At 60.2% G+C, this 15,352-nt stretch carries 11 protein-coding genes; 9 read left to right on the top strand and 2 right to left on the bottom strand.

What is annotated here, in order from left to right; all coding sequences use genetic code 11:
• Positions 1-2 precede the first annotated feature (2 nt).
• From accC to HF945_RS03195, 9 genes are all read left to right on the top strand, one after another.
• Positions 3-1,349, top strand: coding sequence for an acetyl-CoA carboxylase biotin carboxylase subunit (accC, locus tag HF945_RS03235; protein ID WP_290524320.1), 1,347 nt, complete (start codon positions 3-5; stop codon positions 1,347-1,349).
• 278 nt (positions 1,350-1,627) lie between these two features.
• Positions 1,628-2,509: a 50S ribosomal protein L11 methyltransferase gene (gene prmA / locus HF945_RS03230; protein ID WP_290524319.1), complete on the top strand. Its 882-nt coding sequence runs from the start codon at positions 1,628-1,630 to the stop codon at positions 2,507-2,509.
• Positions 2,510-2,905: 396 nt separating this feature from the next.
• Positions 2,906-4,123 (top strand): zinc-ribbon and DUF3426 domain-containing protein, encoded by a 1,218-nt coding sequence (locus HF945_RS03225; protein WP_290524318.1) that lies wholly within the window; start codon positions 2,906-2,908, stop codon positions 4,121-4,123.
• Positions 4,124-4,549: 426 nt separating this feature from the next.
• Complete coding sequence (gene dusB / locus HF945_RS03220; protein WP_290524317.1) at positions 4,550-5,590, top strand: tRNA dihydrouridine synthase DusB; 1,041 nt, start codon at positions 4,550-4,552, stop codon at positions 5,588-5,590.
• Positions 5,591-5,634: 44 nt separating this feature from the next.
• Positions 5,635-5,919, top strand: coding sequence for a DNA-binding transcriptional regulator Fis (gene fis / locus HF945_RS03215; protein WP_022984641.1), 285 nt, complete (start codon positions 5,635-5,637; stop codon positions 5,917-5,919).
• Positions 5,920-6,013: 94 nt separating this feature from the next.
• The gene (purH, locus tag HF945_RS03210) at positions 6,014-7,594 is read left to right on the top strand and encodes a bifunctional phosphoribosylaminoimidazolecarboxamide formyltransferase/IMP cyclohydrolase (protein WP_290524316.1); all 1,581 of its coding nucleotides are present in this window, start codon (positions 6,014-6,016) and stop codon (positions 7,592-7,594) included.
• A 119-nt stretch (positions 7,595-7,713) separates the two neighbouring features.
• A complete protein-coding gene (gene purD, locus HF945_RS03205; RefSeq protein ID WP_290524315.1) occupies positions 7,714-9,000 on the top strand; it encodes a phosphoribosylamine--glycine ligase in 1,287 nt (428 codons plus the stop codon).
• A gap of 81 nt (positions 9,001-9,081) precedes the next feature.
• On the top strand, positions 9,082-10,146 hold the full coding sequence (locus tag HF945_RS03200; RefSeq protein ID WP_290524314.1) for a cyclic nucleotide-binding domain-containing protein: 1,065 nt from the start codon (positions 9,082-9,084) through the stop codon (positions 10,144-10,146).
• A 19-nt stretch (positions 10,147-10,165) separates the two neighbouring features.
• Complete coding sequence (locus HF945_RS03195; RefSeq protein ID WP_290524313.1) at positions 10,166-12,907, top strand: hybrid sensor histidine kinase/response regulator; 2,742 nt, start codon at positions 10,166-10,168, stop codon at positions 12,905-12,907.
• Here HF945_RS03195 and HF945_RS03190 read toward each other — a convergent pair.
• Positions 12,846-13,877 carry an AraC family transcriptional regulator gene (locus HF945_RS03190; RefSeq protein WP_290524312.1) on the bottom strand — a complete coding sequence of 344 codons (1,032 nt, stop codon included), beginning with the start codon at positions 13,875-13,877 and terminating at the stop codon, positions 12,846-12,848. The genes HF945_RS03195 and HF945_RS03190 overlap by 62 nt on opposite strands.
• On the bottom strand, positions 13,864-15,339 hold the full coding sequence (locus tag HF945_RS03185; RefSeq protein ID WP_290524311.1) for an AAA family ATPase: 1,476 nt from the start codon (positions 15,337-15,339) through the stop codon (positions 13,864-13,866). Before HF945_RS03185 ends, HF945_RS03190 begins: the two co-directional genes overlap by 14 nt.
• Positions 15,340-15,352: the final 13 nt, after the last annotated feature.

Raw genomic sequence — 15,352 nt, 5'->3', positions numbered from 1 at the left:
TCATGCTGGAAAAGGTTGTCATTGCCAACCGTGGCGAAATCGCCCTGCGTATCCTGCGCGCCTGCAAGGAACTGGGCATACGCACCGTCGCCGTCTACTCCAAGGCCGACCGCGACCTGATGCACGTTCGTCTGGCTGACGAAGCGGTCTGCATCGGTCCCGCACCTTCCGTGGACTCCTACCTGAACATTCCTGCCATCATCAGTGCCGCCGAAGTCACCGACGCCGACGCCATTCATCCCGGCTACGGTTTCCTGGCAGAAAATGCGGATTTTGCCGAGAGCGTGGAACGTTCCGGCTTTATCTTCATCGGGCCAAAGGCAGACACTATTCGCCTGATGGGCAACAAGGTGGCCGCCATTGAGGCCATGAAGAAGGCCGGCGTGCCCACCGTACCCGGCTCCAACGGCCCGGTGGGTGACGATGACCAAGCCGCCCTGCAGATGGCTCGCGACATCGGTTACCCGGTAATCATCAAGGCCGCCGCCGGCGGTGGTGGTCGCGGCATGCGCGTGGTGGAAGAAGAGCGCACCCTGCTCAACGCCATCACCCTGACCCGCTCCGAAGCCAAGAACGCCTTCGGGGACGCCACCGTGTACATGGAAAAGTTCCTGCAGAAACCCCGTCACGTGGAAGTGCAGGTACTGGCCGACGGCGCTGGCCATGCCATCCATCTGGGCGACCGGGATTGCTCCCTGCAGCGTCGTCACCAGAAGGTGGTGGAAGAAGCACCCGCCCCGCAGATCCCCCAGCACCTGAAAGACGAAGTGGCCATGCGCTGCGTCAACGCGTGCAAGGAAATCAACTACCGCGGTGCGGGCACCTTCGAGTTCCTGTATGAGAACGAAGGCTTCTACTTCATTGAGATGAACACCCGCGTCCAGGTAGAACACCCGGTCACCGAAATGATCACCGGTGTGGACATCGTCAAGGAACAGCTGCGCATCGCCGGCGGAGAAGGCCTGCAGATCCAGCAAGAAGACGTGACGTTCCAGGGCCACGCCATCGAAGTGCGGGTCAATGCCGAAGATCCGGTTCGCTTTACCCCGTCTCCAGGCAAGGTCACCTACTTCCATGCCCCCGGCGGCAACGGCATCCGCGTAGACTCCCATATCTACAGCGGCTACAGCGTACCTCCCTACTACGACTCCCTGATCGGCAAACTGATCACCTGGGGGGAAAGCCGCGACATCGCCATGGCCCGCATGCGCAACGCCCTGGACGAAATCGTGGTGGAAGGCATCAAGACCAACGTGGACCTGCACCGAGAAAAGATCTTCCGGGATCAAGCCTTCCTGGAAGGCGGCGTGGACATTCACCATCTGGAGAAGAAGCTGGGCGGTCATTGAGGCAGTGAACAGTTAACAGTGAATAGTTAACAGTTCGCGGTTTTAGCCTGTCCCGAGCTTCACCCACGAAGCCGCGCACAGTCTCTGTGCGCGGCTTCGTGCATTTACAAGAACCAGAAAAATCGCTGTCATCGCCATACTGTGCACCTTAGCTGCTATCATTCTCCCCGGATCGCACCCGGCGTGTGTGCGCGGCATCCGTGGTTTGAGTTTCCTCCCCGCTCTCCCGCGCAACTGTTCACTATTCACTGTTAACTATTCACTAGAGCGAAGCGAAAATGGCCTGGCTGCAACTTCATCTTGCCACCGACGAAAAGCATGCGGATGCCTTCCAGGCAGCGCTGGAGAATCTGGGGGCCAGTGCGGTGAGCCTCACCGATGGTGCCGACCAGCCCGTTTTTGAGCCGCCGCCGGGGACTCGCCCGCTGTGGCAGAACACCGTGGTAACCGCCCTGTTCGATGCCGATCATGATCCGGCCCTGATCAAGGCCGCACTGGATATGCAGGGCCTCAATGCAGATGCCATGCACCATGAAATGCTTGAGGATCAGGCCTGGGAGCGGGCCTGGATGGACGATTTCGCGCCCATGCAGTTTGGTGAGCGGCTATGGATCGTACCCAGCTGGAGCGAGGCACCGGACACCAACGGGGTGAACCTGAAGCTGGATCCTGGCCTGGCCTTTGGCACCGGCACCCATGAAACCACGGCCCTGTGTCTGGAGTGGCTGGACCATGCCGACCTGAGCGGCAAAACCGTACTCGACTTTGGTTGTGGCTCCGGTGTACTGGCCATCGCCGCCCTGCTTCTGGGTGCAGAACAGGCGGTGGGCACGGATATCGATCCTCAGGCCCTGATTGCCAGCAAAGAGAACGCTGGCAACAATGGCGTGGCCGACCGCCTGTCGCTGCACCTGCCGGAGGATATGCCCCAGCCGTTCCATTGTGATGTGCTGGTGGCCAACATTCTGGCCGGCCCACTGGTGGAACTGTCCGAGCTGCTGGCGAGCTACTGTCGCCCGGGCAGCCGTCTGGCACTGTCCGGCATTCTTGCCGAGCAGGCAGACTCCGTTCGCGACGCCTACCGCCCCTGGTTCGACCTCAACCCCACCACACAAAAAGGGGATTGGGTTCGCATCGACGGGGTACGCCGTCAGGCTTAATCAAGGTTCATCGCGAAATTGCAGGAATACACCGCGCCGGACTTCCTGTTTGCTTGAGCCACTGCGTTTCCATGCCAGAGGCTCGACGCTGGATGCCTGATGCCAGTGGCATCTCGCTCCGGGTCTTAATAGCTGCCCTGGACAAAGCGCAGCCTTATGACGCAACCCGATATTGTGATTTCATCGTCAGGCGCCTGGCTTAAGGCATCCAGCATCAAGGCAGGCCAACCACCTGATGCAGAAAGCATAAATGCGGTACAGGTCCTTGCGAATAACAATGTTTTTTCTGTAAAAAGAACACCTGACAGGCTTGTGAACTGCAGGTTTCAGGGGTTGCGTGGTGCCTGTTGCGTGCCGCGTGTAGCGGAAATCCATCAATAACAATCAGGCGACCGCATGGCCACCCAGTACAAAACGCGCTGCCCCCACTGTGCAGCCCAGTTCAAGATCACGGAAGAACATCTCAAGCAAGCCAACGGCGCCGTACGCTGTGGCTCCTGCCTGCAGATTTTCCAGGCCACGGATCATCTGGTCGATCCCCCCGGTGCGGATAGCAACACCTCTGCGGATCGCTGGGCGGGCGCCCTGGACAACGACGCCGACACCCCCACTCCCCCGCCCCCGGAAGACAGCCCCCTGTCTGAAGAAACGTCCAGCAATAGCGAGGGCGACGGCCTCAGCCTGGAAGGGATGGAACTTAGCGATTCCTTCATGAGCCTGGGCGAGGACGGCGACGACAGTGGCCTCGGTGAAGACTTTTCAGATATGGCTGGTGCCGGCCGCTCCAGCCATAACGACGGCGCCGACGAATCCTGGGCTGAAGCCCTGCTTGAAGAGCTGGAAGACGAGGATGAACCCACCCCGGCCAAACCTGCCACGCCTGGCCCGGCCAGCTTCGCCCCCCGGGACGAACAATCATCGAGCAAGGCACCAACACCGCCTCCGCCCCCAAGGAAGAAAGCCAAACCCGCTCGCGAGGAACCGGAAGAGGATGACTCCCTGTTCGGAGGCCTGGATCTGTTCGGCGACGACCTGCACGATGAACCGGTGGCCCTTCCTTCCAAACCGGTGCGTGAACGGGATGTGGCCTTCAAGCCCCGTCACGACTGGCAAGGGCTGATCAAGTGGACGGTATTGTCCATCCTGGCTGCCGCCTTCCTGGTTGGCCAGTACGCCTGGTTCAACTTCGATCATCTGGCGCGCACCCCACAATGGCGTCCCGCCTACCAGCAGGTCTGCGGTGTACTCGGCTGCACACTGCCCAGCCGCAGTGATATCAGCAAGTTGCGCGGCGCCAACCTGGTGGTTCGCAGTCACCCGGAATACAGCAACGCACTGATCGTGGATGCCATCCTGTTCAATGAAGCACGCTATCCACAACCCTTCCCGGATCTGGAGCTGCGTTTCAGCGCCCTGGATGGCAAAGCGGTAGCCAGCCGGCGCTTCATGCCGGAAGAATATCTGCGCGGGGACCTGAGCGGCCTGGACACCATGCCCACTAACACCCCTCTGCATGTTTCCCTTGAAATCGTGGACCCCGGCGACAGCGCGGTGAACTACAACCTTCGCCTGCTGCCCAACCAGACATCCAGCGAACAAATCAGCCAACGCTGAAACGCCTGACGTAAAAAGGCCCGCCCGTTACCCAGGCGTGCCTTTTATGCCGCTTCGCGGCTGCAACACGCTTCACGCAACACGCGGCACGCCAAGATCAAAAGCGGGTTTACCACAGAGGGCACCTAGTCCACAGAGGAAAAAGCTGCCTTATCCTCAGTGATCTCTGCGACCTCTGTGGTAAAACTGGCTTTCCTGCTTGTGTGGGAAGGCCCGGTAGCAGCACCTTACCGATAATCCGCGATAAACAACGTCGCTACCACACTGCCGGCCGGCAACGCCCTGGCGTGTTGCATGATGCGTGAAGTGTGCGGCATCGCTTCCCCCAGCTGACAGACGGGGGGCGAAAAGTCCCGCTCTGCCCTTTCATCCCCTCGCCCCGATCTCTATCATTAGCTCCCTTTTTAACCAGCCACTCCTTTCATCATGCAGATCGGACCCTACACGCTGCCCAATTCGCTGATTCTGGCCCCCATGGCCGGCGTCACCGATCGCCCGTTCCGGCGCCTGTGCCGCGATCTGGGGGCCGGCCTGCTGGTCTCGGAGATGGTGACCTCAGACACCCGTCTTTGGAACTCTCGAAAATCCCGCCAACGACTGGACCATACCGGTGAACCCGGGCCGATCTCGGTGCAAATTGCCGGAGGCGAACCCCAGATGCTGGCGGACGCCGCCCGCGCCAATGTGGATCACGGCGCCCAGATCATCGACATCAACATGGGCTGCCCCGCCAAAAAGGTGTGCAAGCGCGCCGCCGGGTCCGCCCTGCTGGCCGATGAGGATCTGGTCGCCCGCATCCTCGATGCGGTCGTCTCGGCAGTGGATGTTCCTGTGACCTTGAAAATCCGCACCGGCCCCGACCGCGAACATCGTAATGCCATCAACATTGCGCGTATCGCCGAAACCGCCGGTATCCAGGCACTGGCTATTCATGGCCGCACCCGCGCCGACAAATTCAACGGTGAGGCGGAATACGCCACCATCGCCCAGGTGGTCCAGGCGGTGAATATTCCGATCCTGGCTAACGGTGACGTGGATAGCCCGGAAAAAGCTAAACAGGTACTGGAATCCACGGGAGCCGGTGGTATCATGATCGGCCGCGCTGCTCAGGGTAACCCGTGGATCTTCCGGGACACCCTGCATTACCTCGAGCACGGCTCGCTGCCTGCAGCGCCGTTAGTAACGGAAGTCCATGATTGCGTGCAACAGCACCTGGCTGAACTCCACCAGTTCTATGGTGAGTTCATGGGAGTGCGTATCGCGCGCAAGCATCTGGGTTGGTACACACAGAACCTGCCCGGAGGGGAAGACTTCCGGCGTGGATTTAACACACTGGAAAATGCCACCGAACAACGCGTGGCGATCGAGCAGTTTTTCCAACAGATCAGCGCCAATACCGACCGGGTTCGCTTCGGTCGTTATGGCGAGGTGTCTGCCCGGAAGAAAAACGGAGCCTTGGCCGCATGACCCTCTCTTCAGTTAACACAGCCGCTGCACGGACACTTACTGAAATGAACACCGCAGAAGCACGAAAGCAGCCGCATCTCACTATTGCGCGCAGTGAAACCCACGACACGCTGCGTAATTGTGTGCGTCGTTCGTTAAACGATTATTTCAATCAGCTGGACGGCGAGCCGGTCAGCGAGCTCTACCAGATGGTACTGGCGGAGATGGAAATCCCGCTGCTTGAGAAAGTGCTGGAATACACCCGTGGCAACCAGACCAAAGCCGCCGAGCTGCTGGGTCTGAACCGCGGCACCCTGCGCAAGAAGCTCAAGCAGTACGGTCTGTTGTAATACAGACCTGCTACACCAAGGGCAGTGACCACACTGCCCTTTTTTTGTTTCTGGCCCTTGTATTAATTAAGACTACGCAACTTGGTGAAACCCCATGAGCAAAGCCGTTGAACGTGCACTAATCAGTGTTTCCGACAAGACTGGTATCGTTGAATTTGCCCAGGCCCTGGCCGACAAGGGCGTGGAACTGCTGTCTACTGGCGGTACCTTCAAGAAACTGCAGGAGGCCGGCATCGCGGTGCGCGAAGTCTCCGACTACACCGGTTTCCCGGAAATGATGGATGGCCGGGTGAAGACCCTGCATCCGAAAGTGCACGGCGGCATTCTCGGCCGTCGCGGCCAGGACGATCAGGTCATGGCCGATAACGACATCAGCCGCATCGACCTGGTGGTGGTCAATCTGTACCCGTTCGAAGCCACCGTGGCCAACCCGGACTGTTCCCTGGAAGACGCCATCGAGAACATCGATATCGGCGGCCCGACCATGGTGCGCTCTGCCGCCAAGAACAATGCTCACGTAGGCATCGTGACCGCTGCCGGTGATTACCAGCGTGTGCTGGACGACATGGACGCCAACGGCGGCGCCCTGTCCGACACCCTGCGCTTCGACCTGGCCATCAAGGCCTTCGAGCATACCGCGGCCTATGACAGCGCCATTGCCAACTACTTTGGCAAGAAGGTGGGCGGCCAAGACGGTATGAGTAATCAGGACTTCCCGCGCACCATCAACCTGAACTTCGAAAAGACCCAGAACATGCGTTACGGCGAGAACCCGCACCAGAAAGCGGCCTTCTACACCGAGCGCAACCCGGCCCCCGCCTCTATCGCCACCGCGAAGCAGTTGCAGGGCAAGGAACTGAGCTATAACAACATCGCCGACACCGACGCCGCACTGGAGTGCGTAAAAGGCTTCACCAAGCCCGCCTGTGTGATCGTCAAGCACGCCAACCCCTGCGGTGTGGCGGTGAGTCTGGACGGCATCGGCAAGGCCTACGATCTGGCCTTTGAAACCGACACCGAATCCGCCTTTGGCGGCATCATTGCCTTCAACCGTGAGCTGGATGCGGACACCGCCAAGGCCATCGTCGATCGCCAGTTCGTGGAAGTGATCATCGCCCCCAGCGCCACCGACGACGCCCTGGCCATCACCGCCGCCAAGAAGAACGTGCGCGTGCTGGTGTGTGGCGAAATCCAGGGCCCCACTGAGGGCGGCCTGGACTACAAGCGCGTTAACGGCGGCCTGCTGGTGCAGGATCGCGACATCGGCATGATAACCGAAGGCGACCTGAAAGTGGTCACCAAGCGCGCTCCTACCGAAGCCGAGATGCACGACCTGATCTTCGCCTGGAAGGTGGCCAAGTTCGTGAAATCCAACGCCATCGTCTACGCCAAAAACCGCCAGACCGTGGGCGTGGGCGCAGGCCAGATGAGCCGAGTGAACTCAGCCCGCATCGCCGCCATCAAGGCCGAGCACGCAGGCCTGCAGGTGGAAGGCTCGGTGATGGCATCCGACGCCTTCTTCCCGTTCCGCGATGGCATCGACAACGCCGCCAAGGTGGGCATCAGCTGCGTGATCCAGCCGGGCGGCTCGATCCGCGACGAAGAAGTCATCGCCGCCGCCGACGAAGCCGGCATGGCCATGGTCTTCACCGGCATGCGTCATTTCAGGCATTAAGACGTCGGACGTCTGAGGTCGGACGTCTGACGACAAAACCCGGGTTAGCGTCCGACGTCCGACGTCCGACATCTGACCCGTCTCCCATTGAGACAACGTCAGAAGAGGCAATAACCTCAATGAAAGTTTTGATCATTGGCGGCGGTGGCCGCGAGCATGCGCTGGCATGGAAAGTGGCTCAGGCCGAGTCGGTAGAAAAGGTATTCGTGGCCCCGGGTAACGCCGGCACCGCACGCGAAGCCAAGCTGGAGAACGTGGCCATCGATGTGCTGGATCAGCCAGCCCTACTGGCCTTCGCCAGGGACAACGGCGTTGACCTGACCATCGTCGGTCCGGAAGCCCCGCTGGTGGAAGGCTTGGTGGACACCTTCCAGGATAACGGTCTGAAGTGCTTTGGCCCCAGCAAGGCGGCTGCCCAGCTGGAAGGCTCCAAGGCTTTCACCAAGGACTTCCTGGCGCGCCAGAAGATCCCGACCGCGGCCTACGGCAACTTTACCGACATGGACGACGCCCTCGCCTACGTCCGCGAGCAAGGTGCCCCCATCGTGATCAAGGCCGACGGCCTGGCTGCCGGTAAAGGCGTGATTGTCGCCATGACCCTGGAAGAAGCTGAGGAAGCCGTGCGTGACATGCTCGACGGCAACAAGTTCGGCGATGCCGGTCACCGCGTGGTGGTAGAAGAATTCCTGGAAGGCGAAGAAGCCAGCTTCATCGTCATGGTGGACGGCAAGAACGTGTTGCCCATGGCCACCAGTCAGGATCACAAGCGGGTCGGCAATGGCGACACCGGCCCCAACACCGGCGGCATGGGAGCCTACTCCCCGGCGCCGGTGGTCACCGACAGCGTCTACCAGCGCATCATGGACGAGGTGATCACCCCCACCGTGGAAGGCATGGCATCTGAAGGCATGCCCTACACCGGCTTCCTGTATGCTGGCCTGATGATCAGCCCGCAAGGTGCTCCCAAGGTCATCGAGTACAACTGTCGCTTTGGCGACCCGGAAACCCAGCCGATCATGATGCGTCTGCAATCTGATCTTGCCAGCCTGTGTCTGGCGGCTCTGGATGGCAAACTGGACCAGACCGACATCCAGTGGGATCCGCGCCCCACTCTGGGCGTAGTGATGGCCGCTGGCGGTTACCCGGACAGCTATGACAAGGGCGACGTGATTGAAGGCCTGGATCAGGCCGATTCCGACACCGTGAAAGTCTTCCATGCCGGCACCGCCGAGAAGGATGGCCAGGTGGTCACCAGTGGCGGTCGTGTGCTGTGTGTCACCGGGGTCGGCGCCACCGTCAGCGAAGCCCAGGCCAACGCCTACGTTGGTGTGAAGCAGATCACATGGCGGAATGCCCAGTACCGAACTGACATCGGCTACCGTGCAGTGGCCCGCGAAAAGGCATAGAGTTAAGGCAACTAATAATTAAGTGGGAGCCTGCCGGGACCAGCAGGCCTCCCACTCTTACCCGGATTCAAAGGGGTTGCCATGTCTACATCCACGGCGGATATGTCCCGTCTTGAGAACTTTATTCCCTTCGATTGCCTGAGCGAATCCCATCTGCAGGAAATTCAGGGCCAGATCGAAGTGATCAAGATGGCCCCTGGCCGCCTGCTCTTCAAACGCGGCCAGACCAGCGACAAGGCCTACTTCCTGGTAGAAGGGGCGCTGGATCTCACCGATGCCAGTTTTCAGGTTCGCCATTTTCCCGCTGATGACGACGAAAACTACCTGGCGCTGGATAATTACCCGGAACACACCATCAACGCCATCTCGGCTGAGCCCACCACTCTCTACGCCATCGACCGCAATAAACTGGATCTGTTGATGACCTGGACCCAGGCGGCAGAATCCATGCTTGATGAAGGCGATGACGAGAGCGAACGGGACTGGATGGACGCCCTGCTTTCTTCCGAACTGTTTGCCGCCATTCCTCCGGCCATGATCCATACCCTGTTCGTGAAGTTCGAGGAACGCGAGGTACAGCTGGGTGAAACCATTGTCACGGAAGGCGAAGAAGGGGACACCTTCTTTGTGATCAAGCAGGGCAAGGCCATGGTCAGCCGCACCAAGGGCGCCAAGCAGGAAACCCTTGCCGCCCTGTCCGCCGGCCGATTCTTTGGCGAGGATGCCCTGATCAGCGACAGCCCGCGCAACGCCACCATCACCATGACCAGCGACGGGGTGATCATGTGCCTGGGCAAGAAGGATTTCCAGGCCATCCTGCAGGACTCCGTGATCCGCCATCTGACCGAAGACGAACTGGACACCATGGTGCTGGAGGCCGATACCGCCTGCATTTTGGTGGATGTGCGCCTGCCCATGGAATTCCGCCACGACCGCACACCCGGCGCTCGCAACATTCCGCTGAACGAATTACGCAGAGAAGTGCACAGTCTGGAAAAGGACTTTTTCTATGTGGTGTGCGGAGAAGGTCGACGCAGTGAGCTCGGAGCCTATATCCTCTCCGAAGCCGGGCTGAACGCCTATGTGCTTGATCGGGGAAAACCAGCGGATGCAGATCAACAAGACAATTTGGCACAACAGGCCTGAGACTCTTCTCGGGCTATTGATGATGATCCTGCTGTGCCTGAGTGGCACAGCAAGGGCCGTCTCTGAGCCGCCCCCTCCCTTTATCATCCATACCCTGCCGGCCGATGCCCGGGTAACCGTTTACTCGGAATACCTGAGAGATGAAGACGGCACCCTGTCCGTGCAACAGGTAAGTCGCAAACCGGTAGCCGATCAGTTCCAGCCTGCCACCCGCTTTGTGGAACGGCTGGGTATCCAGCAAAATCCATGGTGGGTGCGACTCTCCATCAAGAACGAATATCGCGAGCAGCAAACCTATTCCCTGCAACTGCGCGGCAACCCCAATGCCACCCTTTTTATCCCCACTGGCAATGGCAATCGTTATCTGCCCGCCGCGCCGGACACCCGCATTCCCGGCAGGCAAGCCAGTTTTCGTGTACACCTGCCGGTGGGTGAGGAGCAGCTGTTTTACCTGAAACTGCAGCCCCGCGGCTACCTGACCTACGGCCTCAGCCTCTCCACACTCAATGATCACCTGATCAACCAGCAACGCCAGGACGATCTGTACATGCTGCTCACCGGCGCGCTGCTGGTGCTGATTCTCTATAACCTGATTGCGGCCATCATGCGGGGTGGGGGCACCTATTGGTACCATGCCGGCTTTCTGACCAGCATCACCCTGATCAGCCTGCTTCTGGCAGATTTTCTGCCTCACCACCTCACCGATGGCAATCAACTGCAACCTCGTCTGTTGTTTCCGCTGATGCTGGTTGCCATGGGCGCAGCTGCCGCCATGACGCGCAGCTATTTCCGTTTACAGCAACACCCTGACTGGATGAACTACACCTCCCGGGTCCTGATGCTGCTGCCTCTGGCGGGGATACCGCTAACCCAGATGCTGCCCATCACAGTTGCCGCCTACATGTGTTTCTGCCTGGTCAGTGCCTCCGCCATGGTATTGATCGCCATGGGTTACACCACCTGGCACCGGGAGCAAAGCGGTGGCGGCCTGTTTTTCATCACCACCCTGTTTGTCTGCCTGCCAGCCATGGTGCTTGGCCTGGCCTATCTGGGCCTGCTGCAGACCGGCGCGGAGCTGCCCCAGTGGCTGATGGGCGCCACCGTGCTGGAAGCGGTTACCCTGGGCATCGGGCTTCGCATCCGCTACACCCACATGAGCCAGCTGCGTATCGAGAAACACCGCTCCAAGGCCATTGCAGACACCGTGGACAGCACCCGCCGTGAAACCCTGTCGCGAATCGGCCACGACATTCGCACACCGCTCAGCGGCATTCTGGGCATGTCGGAAATCCTCTCCGACACCCCCCTGACCCCCAATCAGCGGGAATGCGTGTCTGCCATCCAGAATGCAGGCGACAACCTGCTTCGTATCATCAATGACGTACTGGAACACTCCCAACTCTCCGACAGCACCGACGTGAATCAGGCCTCACTGAATGTGCATGATCTGCTCATGGAAGCCATCGACCTGTTCAAGGAAAGGGCGGAAGAGAAGCAGATAGAACTGATCACCCATGTGCATACCAATGTGCCGGCCCGGGTGCTGGGAGATGCCAGCCGTCTACGTCAGGTGCTCACCAACCTGACAGGGGCCCTGATTCGTCATGGCACCCCCGGCGAACTGATCATTGATGTGTCACTGGAGCCCACCGGTCAGGCCGACAGAGTCCGCTTTGGCTTCTCGGGCAGCACCCTCAGTGATGAGGCCATCAAACGCCTTCAGGACAGCCAGCGCCAGAACCAAAGCAGCCATCTCAGCCTGGTGATTGCTGAACAGCTGGTAGAGGCCCTGCATGGCCGCATGGGTAACCTGCAGGACCAGCGCGGCACCCATTACTGGTTCGTCGTCCCTCTCCCCCCCGATCAATCTGCCCCGCACTCGTCAGCCAAGATCGACCTCAACTGCCTGGAAGGCCGCAGCCTGCTGGTGGTGGATGACTCCAGCACCGTGACCCGGGTTTTGCGCCACCATGCGCTGTCCTGGGGGATGCGCGTCACCGCCTGTCACGACCCCAAGGAAGCACTGGCATCACTGCGCACCCAGGCCAATATCAACGAGCCCTATGACGTAGTCGTACTGGACCAGCAAATGCCTGGTATGGATGGCATGCAACTGGCCGCGCGTATCCACGAAGACCCGGTCATCCTCCATCCCACGGTGCTGGTGATGCTCACCGGTATTCAGCAGGCGCCCAGTGCTACCCAGGCCCGGAATGTAGGCATCCACCGGGTGTTGTCCAAACCGGTTTCCGCGCCGCGTCTGCGCCAGGCGCTGGCCGAGGAACTGGGCAACGAGGTGCACAGCAAACCGGATACGGAAGATAGTCGACCCAGCCCGGATCTTCGCATTCTGGTGGCAGAGGATCACTACCTGAGCCAGAAGGTCATCCGTGGCATGCTCGGAAAGCTGGGCCTCAAGGCGGATATCGCCAGCGATGGCCAGGAAGCCCTGGCGCTGGCAGAAAAGCAGCACTATGACCTGATACTGATGGACTGTGAGATGCCGGAAATGGATGGCTTTGAAGCCACCCGCCGCATCCGCCAGCATGAACAGCGTCACGCCCTGCCATCCACGCCCATCGTGGCGCTCACCGCGCATATCCTCAAGGAACACAAAGATCGCAGCTTTGCAGCCGGGATGAACGCCCACCTGCCCAAACCGGTTGAATTGAATACCTTGCGCGAGACGGTTCTACGCTTTACTCGCAGTGACGGAACTGGTTCGGACTCATCCCTCGCCAGCGACGAAATGCTCGACTGAACGAGCTGGACTCGGCAAAGCCCAGCAGCAGCGCAATCTCGGTCAGGGAAAGCGAGGCATCCTGCAGATAAAGCTCCGCCAATGTCTGACGCAGACTGTCGAGCATCTCGGGAAAACGCAGGGACTGGGCCATCAGCCGCTTGCTCAAGGCGCGACCACTTAGCCCCAGCGCCTGGGCCACACTCTCCAGGGACGGCTCGCCACCGGCCAGCTGCCGGTAGGCGGCCGCGCGCACAGCACTGACCAGGTTGGTGTTCACGTCAAAACCTGCCAGCAGTTCACTGGCCTGTTTTTCCATCATGCCCGCCAGACCCGGGTCCGCGGTATTCAAGGGGGCAGAGAGCAGCGCCGGCTCCAGTACCACCCCGTCAAAGTCGGCATTGAAATATACCGGCGCCTGAAAGTAGTCCTCATAGCGTGCCACCTCTGCCGGCGGGGCATGCCGAAAGCACACCGCGCTGGGTGCCAGGGTGTGTGCCAGCAACGGACGGATGAAGGCCACCCAGCCTGTGACTGCCGCCTCGACCAGATAGCGCGCGGGCTCCCCGCTCAATGGGCACAGCCACTGCAGATGAATGCCGTCATCATGATGCTCAAGGCGGGTTTGACCCAGTTTGCCAGACAGGCTTTCAAAGCGAATCAGCCGGTCGATGGCCTCTCCCAGGTCAGTACTGGCAAGAATCACGTAGCCCAGCACCTGATAGGAACGGGGCCGCACCCGTCGCCCAATCTCGAAGCCCAGCCCCGGGTCGCCACTGGCCTGCATGATCACCAGAAACAGGCGCAACACATCCACCAGGGGCAGCAGCTGTTCCGGCCGGCCCAAACGGTCATCGTCAATGCCGGCGGCGGTCAGAATCTCACCCCGGGACAGCTGGTAATGGGCTAGCAGATCCGGCAGCACCGACTCCACATAGGCCGCAGAGAGGCTCTGGTCAGACCCTGCCAGCGCCGGATCAAGCACCGGCATTGACCGCCCTCCCCTGACACCAGTGTCGCAGGCGGGCCAGAGGTTCGGCCATGGTCACTGACAACGGCACGGTGGCCGCCAGCTCCGCTTCCAGCACTCCCTGATCCAGGGGCTGCTCTGCGGCGCCCGCACTGTACAGCCCGGCCACCACCGCCTGTTCGATCTCGGCACCGGTAAAACCGTCACTGGCGGCCGACAAGGCTCGCAGATCAAAGCGATCCGCAGGCTGACCGCGCTTGGCGAGATGAATACGGAAGATCACCTCACGCACGGCAGGGTCCGGCAAATCCACAAAGAAGATTTCATCCAGACGGCCCTTGCGAATCAGCTCCGGCGGCAGCCGCTCAATGTCGTTGGCGGTGGCCACCATGAACACCTTGCTCTGATTCTCCGCCATCCAGGTCAGCAAGGTGCCAAGCACCCGGCGGGAGGTACCGCCATCGTTGTCCCCTACCGCAATGCCCTTTTCAATCTCATCGATCCACAGCACACAGGGCGACATGGTTTCGGCCATCTTCAACGCTTCACGCACATTGCGCTCGGATTCACCAAAGAACTTGTTGAAGATAGCGCCCATATCCAGGCGCAGCAGCGGAAGCCCCCACAGACCGGCCACCGACTTGGCGGCCAGACTCTTGCCGCCCCCCTGCACACCCACCAGCATGACACCGCGGGGGGAGTCGATATCGCTCTCGCCATGGAAGGCTTTTTCCCGCTTGCCCAACCAGTTTTTCAGCCCCTGCAAGCCGCCCACATTGGCAAAGCTTTCGGTGTCATACTCGTAACTGAGCACACCCTCCATTTCCATGAGAGCGAACTTGGCCTTGTTCACCTCCGGCAGATCGGCCTCGGTGATCGCGCCATCGTGGAGTATCGCTCCACGGGCCAGCTTGCGGGCATCCTCCACACTCAGTCCACGCAGGTTGCGAATCAGGCGATCCAGGGATTCCCGGTCGGCTCGCACCCGCTCCCCCTTTTCCTGCTTGAAGCGCCGGGCCTCGTCCTGAACGATATGTTCCAGCTGTTTCTCATCCGGCATGGACAGGGAAAAGCGCGTGGAATAACGGCGAATTTCCGGGGGAATCTGGAACTGGTGGCTGATCAATACCAGCGAGTGCTGCAGCCGTTCGTGATGCAGCGCGATCTCCTTGAGCAGACGTACATTCTTCGGCTCGTCCTTGAGGAAAGGGTGCAGATCGCACAGCGCATAGATACCAGGCTGACTGGTACCACGAATTTGCCCCAGCACCGCATCCGGCTCCACCGTATGCTTCTGGGCAGGGACGTCATCAAACTCTAGCCGGCGCATGCCGTCTACAGAGGTCCAGGCGAACACTGGCCGCCCTTCCTTCATCCCCAGCCGCCGGATCAAATCCAGTGCCCGTAATTCTTCCCAGGTCTCGATCACCACAATGGGATAGCGGGAATCGAGCAGCATTCTCAGGTCGTTCAGATCACTCATGATTTACGCTTCA

Origin of the sequence: Alcanivorax sp., assembly GCF_017794965.1 — a bacterium.
Lineage (GTDB): Bacteria > Pseudomonadota > Gammaproteobacteria > Pseudomonadales > Alcanivoracaceae > Alcanivorax.
This window is presented reverse-complemented; position numbering and strand designations above follow the sequence as displayed.

Bases quoted from the DNA above. Each gene is read 5' to 3' on its own strand.
- HF945_RS03195 (WP_290524313.1), top strand. From the start codon at position 10,166: ATGATGATCCTGCTGTGCCTGAGTGGCACAGCAAGGGCCGTCTCTGAG.
- accC (WP_290524320.1), top strand. From the start codon at position 3: ATGCTGGAAAAGGTTGTCATTGCCAACCGTGGCGAAATCGCCCTGCGT.
- dusB (WP_290524317.1), top strand. From the start codon at position 4,550: ATGCAGATCGGACCCTACACGCTGCCCAATTCGCTGATTCTGGCCCCC.
- HF945_RS03200 (WP_290524314.1), top strand. From the start codon at position 9,082: ATGTCTACATCCACGGCGGATATGTCCCGTCTTGAGAACTTTATTCCC.
- purD (WP_290524315.1), top strand. From the start codon at position 7,714: ATGAAAGTTTTGATCATTGGCGGCGGTGGCCGCGAGCATGCGCTGGCA.
- prmA (WP_290524319.1), top strand. From the start codon at position 1,628: ATGGCCTGGCTGCAACTTCATCTTGCCACCGACGAAAAGCATGCGGAT.
- purH (WP_290524316.1), top strand. From the start codon at position 6,014: ATGAGCAAAGCCGTTGAACGTGCACTAATCAGTGTTTCCGACAAGACT.
- HF945_RS03225 (WP_290524318.1), top strand. From the start codon at position 2,906: ATGGCCACCCAGTACAAAACGCGCTGCCCCCACTGTGCAGCCCAGTTC.
- HF945_RS03185 (WP_290524311.1), bottom strand. From the start codon at position 15,339: ATGAGTGATCTGAACGACCTGAGAATGCTGCTCGATTCCCGCTATCCC.
- HF945_RS03190 (WP_290524312.1), bottom strand. From the start codon at position 13,877: ATGCCGGTGCTTGATCCGGCGCTGGCAGGGTCTGACCAGAGCCTCTCT.
- fis (WP_022984641.1), top strand. From the start codon at position 5,635: ATGAACACCGCAGAAGCACGAAAGCAGCCGCATCTCACTATTGCGCGC.